Here is a 12,120-nt window from a genome sequence, read left to right as displayed (position 1 = left end):
GTCCTCGCTGGTCTCAGCTGGCTAGTCTAAGTCGGAATCCACGTCGTCTTGTTGGTGTTCCTTGCTCAAAGCCGGCCACAGCAGGATGATGAAACCGATGGCCAACAGAGCAAACCCCAGCGGATAGCTAAACGGCGTTGAGGGTGCAAAATTCAGCACCGACATGCCGAGGGCGATAATGAGTAATCCGCCGTAGATCTGCAACTGAGTCATCACGGGAGCTAGTTTAGTCCCTGTGCTGAGGAGCTAGAGGCTCCGTTGGTGGAGATTTCAAGGCGCAACATCGTATAGGCGGCTTCTTGGACCGACTCGGCGGGACCTGAGGTGTCTAGGACCAAATCGGCAACCGATTCGACTCGGTCGCGGTCGGTAAAGTCTTGCTCTTGAGATGACCACCGTTCCCAGTTTGGCCCGTAGTTCTCTCCGCCTCGACCCACAGCGCGGTCCCGGCGGGATAGTTCGGGGGCATTCAACCAGATCAGAGAGTTGAGATGTTCCCGGGCTGCGCGAGCGCCGGTTCCAAAACCCTCAATAATGGTGATCTGGCCTGGAGCGAAGGTCCTCTCCGGCCCCAATGCTCCGTCGGGGGCATTACTCGACCAGTCCCAGTCTCGGTAGGTGACGGTTTCACCCTGTGCCAGGGCTGGGAGCAATTCGTGGGTATACAGAGCAACTCCAGCCTCCAACCCGTCCCAGCCACGGTAGAGCTGGTCGAGGCCGAACACCGCAACGGAGAGTTCGGGGTGTTCCGCGTGGATCCGTTGTTCCAAGGCGTCGGCGAGTTCGGTCTTGCCGGCCCCGGAACGGCCGTCGATACCAAGAATCAGGGGTTTCATGGCTCCATCCTAGTCTCCGGGCTGAGAACAACCCAGAGGTTACTTCTGAGCCGTTCACATCAGCAGGCCACCGGGTGCGATCCGATATGACAGACGTGACGCCAAGCGATCATCGCTTGACGCCACGTCGTCGAGTCGTGTCTCAGTGCGCTAGGCCCTCACGGTAACTTGCGCACCGGCCGGTGGCAACCGACTGAGCGGGTCATTAGTCCTGCACGTGTTCGATGTCGCCCTCGGGGGAGGTGATGAACGAGCGCAGGAACCAGTGGAATAGCTCTAGGCCACGAGCCTGCTCGATCAGGATGTCCTCGGACATCGGGTCAACCTTGCCGACCTCGGAGATCGCAGCGCGCAGGTCAGCGATAATTCCGGTGTAGACCTCGTCCAGAGCGGAGATATGAGCCAGGGTCGAACCGCGCAACAGGGAGTAGTCTTCCCAGGTACGCTCGGAGACGATCGCGCCCGGGGTGCCCTTCGGAGCAACACCCAGGGTGGCGATGCGCTCAGCGAGGGTGTCGGCGTAGTCGCGGACCAGGTCGATCTGCGGGTCCAACATTTCGTGCACGGAGATGAAGTCGCGACCCACAACGTTCCAGTGAGCCTGCTTCAGGGTCAGTTGCAGGTCGTTCATTGCGTGCAGACGAGTCTGAAGAACCTCAGCGACGCGGTGGCCTTCTTCAACTTCCAGGCCGGGGGTGGTGTAGTTTGCGTTTGCTTCAGTCATGTTGCTCCCTTTCTTCAGAAAGTGCCCGGTGAGTGCATCTCACTCACGGCGGTTTCTGCGGTCGGGGCCACGATTCCGGCGGAATCCTGGTGCTCCCTGCGACCTTGGTTATAACTAAACCGTGTTCTCAGATCGCCGGCAAGGTACGTAAGGCTACCCTAGGTAATTATGAATGGCTCAAAATAAGGGCTGTTGCGAAATCCTCAGATCTAAGTTCACTCCCGGCGAAAAAAGAGGCGCAACGAGAGGGCTCCAGCTAGTTTTCTGCGGGGTTTCTGCGCGTATTCCAGGTGTTAGGGGCCGTGATGTCGGGCCTCTGGTCCGTCTCTCCAAAAAATTTTCCCACCCGGGAATGTTTTTCGAGGTGGCATGGTTGCACAGAATAAGAAAACTTGAGTCCCTGTCGCTCAAGGTTATTTGACCGGATGAGCGATGGTGGTTATCTTGAGTGGAGAAGGCTCAAGGAGCCACAAGGGATTGATAATCCGATGGAAAGGATGACTGGAATGGCACGTGCAGTAGGTATTGACCTCGGAACGACGAACTCTGTCGTTGCCGTGTTGGAAGGTGGCGACCCCACCGTTATCGCAAACGCTGAAGGCGCTCGCACTACCCCGTCGGTGGTGGCGTTCTCCAAGTCTGGTGAAGTTCTCGTTGGTGAAATTGCCAAGCGCCAGGCTGTGAACAACCCCGATCGCACCATTTCCTCGGTCAAGCGTCACATGGGGACCGACTGGACCGTCGATGTTGACGATAAGACCTACACGCCGCAGGAAATTTCAGCGCGCATCCTGATGAAGCTCAAGCACGACGCTGAAGAGTACTTGGGCGAAGACGTGACCGAGGCCGTGATTACGGTTCCGGCGTACTTCAACGACGCAGAGCGTCAGGCCACCAAGGAAGCCGGTGAAATTGCCGGGATGAAGGTCTCACGCATTATTAACGAACCGACCTCGGCAGCTTTGGCCTACGGTCTGGACCGCGGTAAGGAAGAAGAGCAAATTCTGGTCTTCGACCTCGGCGGTGGTACCTTCGACGTCTCCCTGCTGGAAATCGGCAAAGATGAAGACGACTTCTCGACCATTCAGGTTCGGGCTACCGCAGGCGATAACCGACTGGGCGGTGACGACTGGGATCAGGCCATCGTGGACTGGTTGCTAGAGAAGGCCAAGGCCTCTGGTGCGGATCTGTCCAAGGACAAGATCGCTTTGCAGCGTCTGAAGGAAGCCGCTGAGCAGGCCAAGAAGGAACTGTCCTCGGCTACGTCAACCAATATCTCCCTGCAGTACCTCTCGGTCAACGAAAACGGTCCGGTGCACTTGGACGAGCACCTGTCTCGGGCGAAGTTTGAAGATCTCACCTCGGACCTGTTGCAACGGACCAAGAAGCCCTTCGAAGATGTCATCAACGAAGCCGGCATCACCGTGGGCGATATCGACCACGTGGTGCTGGTTGGTGGCTCGACCCGTATGCCCGCGGTGGCCGATTTGGTCAAGGACCTAACCGGTAAGGACGCCAACAAGGGTGTCAACCCCGATGAGGTCGTAGCGGTCGGTGCTGCGATCCAGGCCGGCGTGCTCTCGGGTGACCGCAAGGATGTGTTGCTGATCGACGTCACCCCGCTGTCGCTGGGTATTGAAACCAAGGGCGGCGTGATGACCAAGCTGATCGAGCGCAACACCGCCATCCCGACCAAGCGGTCCGAGACCTTCACAACCGCTGAGGACAACCAGCCTTCGGTGTCCATTCAGGTCTTCCAGGGTGAGCGGGAGTTCACCGCCGACAACAAGCCACTGGGCACCTTCGAGTTGACCGGTATTGCTCCGGCTCCGCGGGGGATGCCACAGATTGAGGTCACCTTCGACATCGACGCCAACGGTATTGTCCACGTCTCGGCGAAGGACAAGGGTACCGGTACTGAGCAATCGATGACCATCACTGGCGGTACCTCGCTGTCGGATGAGGACATCGACCGCATGGTCAAGGACGCGGAAGCTCACGCTGAGTCCGATAAGAAGCGTCGTGAAGCAGCGGAGCAACGCAACGCTGCCGAGCAGAGCGCCTACTCGGTTGACAAGCTCATCAAGGATAACGACGAGAAGCTTCCGACCGATGTGAAGGAAGAAGTTCAGGCCGACGTCGACGCGCTGAAGGCCGCATTGGAGAAGGAAGACAACGACGACGAGGTCAAGGCTGCCTTCGAGAAGTTGCAGGCTTCCCAGACCAAGCTGGGTGAAGCGCTGTACGCTTCCAGCCAGGATGAAGCCGGCCAGGCTGCCGGTGGTGAGGATGCAGGATCCTCCGACGATGAGGATGTTGTAGATGCCGAAGTTGTCGACGAAGATGACGACAATAACAACAAGTAAATCCTGCGCCCAATCACTAGCGGTGTCAGTCCATCCGGGCTGAGGCCGTGTGAGCCAGCGATGGGCCGGCCAACCGGCCGGCCCATCGCGCTACCGCCCCGGCTTTGTAGAAAAGGAATGTGTGATGACAGACCAGCACAACTCCCAGGATCCAGACAAGGGTCGCGACGAGGAAATCCGTTTCACCGATAAGCGCAAAATTGACCCGGAGACCGGAGAGGTTCGTGACCCGGTCACCCAGGCAGAAGACATTCTCAGCCAGGCCACTGACCAGCAAGGCACCGATGCGGGACAGGGCATCGACAACGAGCACAGCGAGCCGGCAGACAGCTCTGGCGAGGCCTCAGCTGAAGCCGCCGAGTTGCGCGACGATCTGCAGCGTTTACAGGCGGAGTTTATTAACTACCGTCGTCGTGTCGAACGGGATCGGGACGTGGCGAGGGATAACGCCACGGTGGCCATGCTTGAAGCGCTGTTACCAGTGCTTGATGACCTCGATGCGGCCCGTGAGCACGGTGATCTTGTTGACGGCCCCTTCGCCGCGATTGCCCAAAAACTAGACTCAGTGTTGAGCCAGTTTGGCCTCCAGCGCCAGGACCAGCAGGCTTTGGCAGGAGAAGAGTTCAATCCCGCGCACCACGAGGCCATGTTGCGGCAACCCTCCGACGAGGTACCTGCCGAACACATTGTGCAGGTCTTCCGTAACGGCTACGTGCGCCATGATCGAGTGATTCGGGCAGCGCAGGTGATGGTTTCGGCCGGACCGGCCGACGAACAGTAGGGCGCGCAGTAGGACGCGCAACAGGACGAGACGACAACGATTCGAGACCACATCGAGACCGGCCGGAGGTGACAGCATGGTCGGTCGTGGTGGTCACTGATGATGAGCGAAAGGAGGCACCATGGCCTCACAGGATTGGGTGGATAAAGACTTTTACGCCACCCTGGGTGTCTCCAAAGACGCCTCTGAATCCGATATTAAAAAGGCCTACCGGAAACTGGCCCGCAAATACCACCCGGATCAAAACCCCGGTGACGAAACCGCGGAGAAAAAATTCAAGGACATCACCGAGGCCAACGCGGTCTTGAGTGATCCGGAGCAACGTCAACAATATGATGCGATTCGGGCCATGGGCTCTGGCGCTCGGTTTACCGGCGGACCGGCCGGTGGTACCGGTGCCGGAGGAGCCGGGACTAGTGGTGCTGGATTCGAGGATATCTTTGGCGGCCTGTTCAATCGTGGCGCTTCGGGAGGATTCTCCCGGGGCGGGGCACAGGGCCCGGACTTTTCGGACCTCTTTGGTGGATTTGGAAATTACTCGCCACCCCGGCAAAAAGGCGCTGACCGCAAGGCCGAGACCAGTATTTCCTTTGGCGGAATGGTGCGTGGCACCACCGTGCAACTACGGGCCGCCGACGGGGAAATCACCGAGGTTAAAATTCCCGCCGGCATTAAGGATGGGCAGACGGTGCGCGCTCGCGGTAAGGGCCAGCCGGGCTCGGGCGGACGCGGGGACCTGTTGGTCACCGTCCACGTCACATCTCACCCCTATTTTGTCCGCGACGAGCGACACCCGGAAAACGTACGCGTGAGGGTACCGATCTCCGTGGACGAAGCGATCCTCGGGGCGACCGTGGAAGTACCGACTCTGGATTCTTCCGTGAAGGTGAAAGTCCCAGCCGGATCGTCCTCGGGTAAAATTCTGCGACTGAAGAAGCGCGGTATTAAAACCAAGAAGACGGAAGGTGACTTGCTGGTCGAGCTGGAGATCGCCGTTCCGGATCAGCCCAACGATGAGGTTAAGGCCGCCGCTGAGGCCTACGCGCAAGCAACCCAGGGCAATAATCCCCGAGCCGGGCTAGCACAGAAAGCGAGCCTGTGATGACAGCCCGCTCCGGACGGAAAGATTGGGAGAACCTGTTCGCAGAGTTTGAACAATTCGACCCCGACCACCCGGCAGCCGCCGACCCGATCTTTGTAATCTCGGTGGCTGCCGAGCTGGCTGATATGCATCCCCAGACCCTGCGCCAATATGATCGTCTGGGATTGGTGGTCCCGCACCGCCAGGGTGGGGGACAGCGCCGCTACTCGGTGAGCGATGTGCACCGGTTGCGTCGCATTCAACAGCTCTCCCGCGATGGTATTTCGCTGGAAGGCATTCGTCACGTAGTGGAGTTGGAACGTGAAGTCCACTCGCTCCGGCAAACCATTTCCCACCTGGTTGATCAGGTGAACCTCTTGCACGCCTACGGTCGTGTTCCCCGGACTTTCACTGCAGCGGCCGGGGGAGACGTTGTGACAGACTTCCGCTCGGCAAACATGGATGTGGAACCGGAACAAACCCAGTCTCCACCAGCACACCGGCAGTCGCCACAGCGTCGCGGTGATCACGATCAGCGACGCGAAGTGACAACCGTGCAACGCGCTCGCGTTTTGCGGGCCCTGGATTCCCGCCTCTCCAGCTCTAAAGCACTGCCATGGCGCCCCGTGGATTACGTGGATTAATAGAGCGCCACGAGCAGGCCTCAGCCCGGCTCAAGACCATTCAGCGTCACCGGGAACGCCTCTCGCCCGAGGAACGGCGCGTCCTGGACGGAATCGTCCACGCACTGAAACCGGACTCCATGAAAGACCTGCTCGCCCCGCGCCATCTGCTGGACTTTGACCTGGCCCGGGAACGGGTGCTGATCGGGGTTGGCGAGCTCGACGAGCCCACCCACGTCAGTTGGCAAATCTCCGGGATGAGAATTAGCGCCTCGAACAACACCTGGGGTGCTGCGCGGGAGGCGGCCCAACTGCACCTAGCTCAAACCATGGTGTTACCCCATGCTCGTCCCCTGGTGATTAGCTGGCTGGGGCACCCGGCCACCTCGGCGGTCGATGTGCTCGGGGTGCGGGCGGCCTATACCGTCGCGGACCATCTCGCCACGGACTTATGGGACTATCTGGGATACTGCCCACAGATCACTCCGGATGTTCACATCGGGTTAGAAGCCCACTCCTACGGTGGATTATTCACACTGAAGGCTGTCCACCGCATCGCGTTGTGGGCACAAACTCGTAGCGACCGAATTCACCCGTGGTACTGGTGGAGAATCAATAGCGTTATCTTTTCCGGCCCGGTGGGTATTCCTCAGTCATTACATGTGCAATTGAAAAGACTCCGAGAACTTCAGGTGCCGGTGATTCAACAGGCCTGGCAAATCCGTGCTCGCGGCGACTGGCTGTCAGTCATTGGCCGGGTATTCTCGGGACGCCGACGCCTGAAAGTGCCCTCACTTTCATCCGGCGCAGCTCGCGAGGTTCCCGAACTGGTCGTGGCCACCGGGCATAACACCACCAGTGGGACCGGGTATCGAGATCTGGGGACTAGCACGCTATACCGGCTGGCACAGGCCAGCCTGGGAATTGTTGAGAAGACTTAATCCGTTGTTCAGTGAAACTTCTGTCGCCGTCTAGGTGTCCCTCCTAAGGTCGGTATGTCTCAACACCATTACTTGCCTTGAGGAGGGTACATGAGCGTGCGCAACAAAGTTGTTGCTGTTCTGACAGCATCAGCACTGAGCGCCTCGGCACTGGTGGGGTTATCCCAGATCAGCCAGGCAGCCGTCGTTGACGAACCGGTGATCAATGAATTTGTCACCGATGAACAGGGAACAGATACCTACGAGTTCGTTGAAATCCTGATCCCTGAAGGATTCGACACGACCGAGCTACGCATCCTGGGCGTTGAGGGCGATAGCAATAATAACCAGGGCAACGTCGTGCACAACTACGACGCCAGTGGTCTTGACTATGACGCCGACGGCCGCGGGTTGCTCACCGTTCCGCAGAATGGCTTGCAGAACGGGTCACTGAGCTTGTTGCTGGTACGCGGCAACCCGGGCACCAACGCTGTGGTCGACGCTGACCGCAACGGTGAGATTGACGCCGACGTCAACTTTGAGGTTCTGGACGCTGTCGGAATCCACGACGGAGATAATGGCGACTTGGCCTACGGAACTGAATTGCGCGCCTCGACCTTCGAGGGCTACACCGGTGCACTGGGTGGCGCCTCCCGGGTTCCTGATGGATCTGACACCTGGGTGCCGAACGCCTACAACGGTGCTGGTCTGCCCGGTAACACCGACCAGCCTCGGGGTGACTTTGAAGTGGCCAGCACCCCGGGTGAACCAAACGGTGAACAACCCTCCGAAGACCCGACGGAAACTTCGACGCCGACCCCGACCGATCAGCCCACCGAGGTTTGCCAGGCGGAGGCCACCCCGATTAACCAAGTGCAGGGTGAAGGCACGGAAACGCCGCTCAAAGGCCAGAACGTGACCGTCCGTGGTGTGGTTATCGGTGACTTCTGGAATAAATCTGGGGGTTCCAACGGTTTCTGGATCCAGTCGCTCCCCGATGATGTCGATGACAACGACCAGACCTCCGAGGGCCTGTTTATTCACAATCCCGGTCACGATGCACCCGAGAACGGCACCGTGGTGACTGTGGCCGGCACCGCCGGTGAGTACTATGAGCAGACCCAGCTCTCGAAGACCACTGTCACCGAGTGCGATACCGCTGAGCTTCCCGAGCCGGTCGAGATCACCTTCCCGGTGGAAGACGACCTGGAGCACCTGGAGGGCATGCGTGTCAATGTTGCTGAATCGGTCGTACTGGAGACCTACCAGTTCGCTCGGTTCGGTGAGATCGTCGTGGGACCGCAGCGCCAGTATACGCCGACCGCTATTCATGCCCCGGATTCTGCCGAGGCCGAAGAGCTGTACGAATCCAACCAGGCCAACCGCCTCACCATTGATGACCGCAACTCGATCCAGAACGTGCACCCGGCTATGCACCCCAATGGCGAGCCCTTCACCGTGGACAACATCTTCCGCGGTGGGGATCAGTTCAACAACATCACCGGTGTGATGGATTACCGCAACAACAGCTGGAAGATTCAGCGCACCGAGGCTGCCGAGCACCTTGCCGCGAACCCGCGTGACACCGAGGTACCCGAGGTGGGTGGAGACATCAAGGTTGCTGCCTTCAACGTGCTGAACTACTTCACCACCTTCAACGAGCGTGGGGCTCGCAACGAGGAAGAGTTCCAGCGCCAGAAAGAAAAGCTGGTAACCGCTATCGCCAAGATGGACGCCGACGTTGTGGGCTTCATGGAAATCGAGAATAACTCGGATGTGGCATTGCAAAACCTTGTTGACGGTGTCAACGAGTACTTGGGCGAAGAGCGCTACGTCGCCGTGGAAACAGGCAAGCTGGGTACCGATGCGATCACCACTGCCATGATGTATAAGCCCGATGTGGTCACCCCTGTTGGAGACCACCAGGTACTGGACGCTGGCGTCGATGCCCGGTTTGACACCAACCGCAACCGTCCCGCCCTGGCCCAAACCTTCACCGCGAACACCGAAGACGGTGCAGATAACGAGCTAGGCGAGTTCACCGTGATCACCAACCACTTGAAGTCCAAGGGCTCCGAGTGCGGTAACGAAGCTGATAACACCCACCTCGTCGGTAACTGCGATCCGGTACGCACCGAGGCCGCCAAGGCGCTAGTGGACTGGTCCAAGGACATGCCCAAGCCGGTCATTATGGGCGACCTGAACGCATACGACCATGAGAACCCCATTACCACCCTCACCGATGGCGGATTCGTGGACCTGAAGAAGAAGTACGAGGGTGAATACGCTTACTCCTACGTCTTCGACGGCCAGCTGGGCTACCTGGATTACGCACTAGCACACGACTCCTTGGAGCCATTCGTCACTGGCGCTGCGTCCTGGAGCATCAACTCCGACGAGGTGCCAATTCTCGGTTACGAAACCCGATACAATACCGATCCTGCACAGTCGGAGATCTACGAGCCGAACGAATTCCGTTCTTCTGATCACGATCCTGTAGTCTTCGGGCTACGGTTGACTGCTACCGATGAACCGACTGAAGAGCCCACCGAGGAGCCGACTGAAGAGCCCACCGAGGAGCCGACTGGGGGTACGCAGGATCCGACGGAGGGCACTGAGGAGCCGACTGAGGGTACTGAGGATCCGACGGAGGGCACTGGGGAGCCCACTGAGGTGCCTACCGAGGGTCCGACTGAGGGTACCGAGGGTCCGACTGAGGGCACTGGGGAGCCGACGGATGCTACCACCGAAGACTCGACCGAGGACACTTCCGACGGTGCTCAGGATCCATCCAAGGATGGCGACGAGTCAACTGAGAACCAGGGCGACCAGGTCGCTGGTGAGGATCAGTCCAAGTCTGACTCGGACAAGGGTGGTGCACTGGCATCCACCGGTGCCGGCGTCGTAGCGATCATGCTACTGGCAACTGGACTGGTATTGGCAGGCATCTTGCTGACCCGTCGCCGGGCTCACTAATCACTGACCCGGTACTCTAAATAGTCCGCCCGCGGGGCCACCTGATGCAGGTGACCTCGTGGGCGGACTGCTACCTGCTCCGTAAAACGAAGTGGCACGACGTCGCGTGAAGAGACTAGGCGGGATCAGCGAACAACAGCTACGCGAGCCGTGCGATGGCCGTTAGCCGCCGAGAGCAGACGTTGGTTAGTGATCTGCCACGCGTTGATAGCACAAGTCGAAAATATAGCGACCTGCCTCAGTTGCTTTCCGCTCGAAACTAGTGACCGGACGGGTTGTAAATCGTGGTGCCCAGCCACCGATGGTATCCAGAGCTTCGGCTTCTTGTACGGGCTGGTTATTATCAGTGCCCTCACGCTTCGCACGTGTCAACGGAGAGTCTGGGCCGCGCAAACGGTGCGGATGAAGATTCGTGAATTTCGGGTGCTGGTCCATGACGGCGCGCATTTGCTCGGCGTAATTGGACCAATCAGTGGCCAGCCGTAGAGTGCCTCCTGGACGTAGCACGGTGGCAAGTTTGGTGACGAAACCGGTCTGAATCAGCCGACGCTTGTGATACCGGGCTTTTTGCCACGGATCGGGGAAGAAAACCCAGACCTCCTGGGCCTGGCCTTCTATAGCGTCAATGACCTCCGGGGCGTTGGCCTCAATTCCCCGGATATTGTCGAGCCCCTCGTCCACCATCGCTGCGAGGAGTTTACCTAATCCTGGCGTATAGACCTCCACGGCCAGAAAATCACGTTCCGGGTGGGCCTTCGCGCCGGCGATGGTGGATTCCCCGTGACCAATCCCGATGTCGATCACGAGCTCAGCGTCACGACCAAAGAGTGCAGACGGTGAAATCACAAAATTAGGGTCTACCGACATCGAGGTGTGATGCCGTGGCACATCGACGATCCACTGGCCCAGCGATTCATCCCAGAGCTTTTGGCGGTTAGGGGAGAGCTTCGTTGAACGGCGCACAAAAGACACCGGAGTCCGATGATATTTCTCCGGAATAGCGTTGTCAGAGGTCGGTGAAGAGTCTGAAGAGGTCATCCCCATCAGTTTAGGCCGGTTAATATCCTCGCTCAGCCGAAATTGTGAGAAGGGTCGTGATATTTCCAGTGCAAACCCTATAAAGTGGGATCCGGAAAACGTTTCTTGAGGAAGGACTTCCGATGAGCATTGTTCAAATCCCTCTCCGCCTAGCGGCCGGCGCATTTGTGCTGAACTCCGGGCTGAATAAGCGCAAGATCTCCGATGAACAAGCTGAAGGTCTGCGCGACATGGCTGCCCGCGGTGTCCCTGCTGTGAAAGATATGTCCGGCGAAGAGTTCAAGAAGTTCATTACCACCACCGAGATTGGTGTGGGTGCTTCGTTGCTGGTTCCGATGGTTCCTGGTTGGGTCGCTGGTGCTGCCCTGTCCGCCTTCTCCGGTGGTTTGGTTTCGATGTACCTGAACACCCCAGAAATGACTGAATCCGACGGCATCCGTCCTTCCGAGTCGGGTACTGCGGTTGCTAAGGACATCCTGTTCTTGGGTAGCGGTATCGCCATCACTCTGGACTCGCTGTTCAACCGAGGCGGTAAGAAAAAGAAGGCCGCGGCCAAGCGGGCCAAGAAGATCTCGGCTGCCAAAGACGATCGAGTAGAAGCTATCCAGGAAGCCACCGACCAGAAAGTCGAAGCGATCGAAGAAGCTCGCCAGAAGTTCAAAGCCGATCGTAAGCAGGCCCGTCAGGAGCAGAAAGAAGCCCTGAAGAAGGCTGCCAAAAAGGCGAAGAAAGGCTCCAAGAAAGTTGCTAGCAACCTGAATCTTGGCTAAGTCTG

11 protein-coding genes are annotated in these 12,120 nt (G+C 58.6%); 7 read left to right on the top strand and 4 right to left on the bottom strand.

Features of this window, described 5'->3' with window-relative positions; genetic code table 11:
* Positions 1–21 precede the first annotated feature (21 nt).
* The 3 genes from QDX22_RS06800 to QDX22_RS06790 all read right to left on the bottom strand — a co-directional run bounded on the left by QDX22_RS06800 (position 22) and on the right by QDX22_RS06790 (position 1,560).
* A complete protein-coding gene (locus tag QDX22_RS06800; protein WP_110098044.1) occupies positions 22–213 on the bottom strand; it encodes a hypothetical protein in 192 nt (63 codons plus the stop codon).
* Between the two features lie 8 nt (positions 214–221).
* A complete protein-coding gene (locus QDX22_RS06795) occupies positions 222–836 on the bottom strand; it encodes a nucleoside/nucleotide kinase family protein (RefSeq protein ID WP_110100713.1) in 615 nt (204 codons plus the stop codon).
* 205 nt (positions 837–1,041) lie between these two features.
* Positions 1,042–1,560 (bottom strand): Dps family protein, encoded by a 519-nt coding sequence (locus QDX22_RS06790; protein WP_110100712.1) that lies wholly within the window; start codon positions 1,558–1,560, stop codon positions 1,042–1,044.
* A 506-nt stretch (positions 1,561–2,066) separates the two neighbouring features.
* Between QDX22_RS06790 and dnaK the strand changes: the two genes are divergently transcribed.
* The 6 genes from dnaK (at position 2,067) to QDX22_RS06760 (ending at position 10,307) form a co-directional block, all read left to right on the top strand.
* On the top strand, positions 2,067–3,926 hold the full coding sequence (gene dnaK / locus QDX22_RS06785) for a molecular chaperone DnaK (RefSeq protein WP_110100711.1): 1,860 nt from the start codon (positions 2,067–2,069) through the stop codon (positions 3,924–3,926).
* A 124-nt stretch (positions 3,927–4,050) separates the two neighbouring features.
* Positions 4,051–4,707 carry a nucleotide exchange factor GrpE gene (locus tag QDX22_RS06780; protein WP_110100710.1) on the top strand — a complete coding sequence of 219 codons (657 nt, stop codon included), beginning with the start codon at positions 4,051–4,053 and terminating at the stop codon, positions 4,705–4,707.
* 121 nt (positions 4,708–4,828) lie between these two features.
* Positions 4,829–5,809 carry a DnaJ C-terminal domain-containing protein gene (locus tag QDX22_RS06775; RefSeq protein WP_110098040.1) on the top strand — a complete coding sequence of 327 codons (981 nt, stop codon included), beginning with the start codon at positions 4,829–4,831 and terminating at the stop codon, positions 5,807–5,809.
* Positions 5,809–6,432 carry a heat shock protein transcriptional repressor HspR gene (locus QDX22_RS06770; protein ID WP_110098039.1) on the top strand — a complete coding sequence of 208 codons (624 nt, stop codon included), beginning with the start codon at positions 5,809–5,811 and terminating at the stop codon, positions 6,430–6,432. The genes QDX22_RS06775 and QDX22_RS06770 overlap by 1 nt, the downstream gene beginning before the upstream one ends.
* Positions 6,405–7,352 (top strand): alpha/beta hydrolase, encoded by a 948-nt coding sequence (locus tag QDX22_RS06765; protein ID WP_110098038.1) that lies wholly within the window; start codon positions 6,405–6,407, stop codon positions 7,350–7,352. The genes QDX22_RS06770 and QDX22_RS06765 overlap by 28 nt, the downstream gene beginning before the upstream one ends.
* 90 nt (positions 7,353–7,442) lie before the next feature.
* Positions 7,443–10,307 carry an ExeM/NucH family extracellular endonuclease gene (locus QDX22_RS06760; protein ID WP_279717656.1) on the top strand — a complete coding sequence of 955 codons (2,865 nt, stop codon included), beginning with the start codon at positions 7,443–7,445 and terminating at the stop codon, positions 10,305–10,307.
* A gap of 186 nt (positions 10,308–10,493) precedes the next feature.
* Here the strand turns inward: QDX22_RS06760 and trmB are convergent, their stop codons facing one another.
* Positions 10,494–11,345 carry a tRNA (guanosine(46)-N7)-methyltransferase TrmB gene (gene trmB, locus QDX22_RS06755; RefSeq protein ID WP_279717655.1) on the bottom strand — a complete coding sequence of 284 codons (852 nt, stop codon included), beginning with the start codon at positions 11,343–11,345 and terminating at the stop codon, positions 10,494–10,496.
* 122 nt (positions 11,346–11,467) lie between these two features.
* On the opposite strand from trmB, the gene QDX22_RS06750 reads away from it, so the two are divergent.
* Positions 11,468–12,115, top strand: coding sequence for a hypothetical protein (locus QDX22_RS06750; RefSeq protein ID WP_110100708.1), 648 nt, complete (start codon positions 11,468–11,470; stop codon positions 12,113–12,115).
* Positions 12,116–12,120 lie beyond the last annotated feature (5 nt).

Origin of the sequence: Auritidibacter ignavus (genome assembly GCF_029853775.1) — a bacterium.
GTDB lineage: Bacteria > Actinomycetota > Actinomycetes > Actinomycetales > Micrococcaceae > Auritidibacter > Auritidibacter ignavus.
This window is presented reverse-complemented; position numbering and strand designations above follow the sequence as displayed.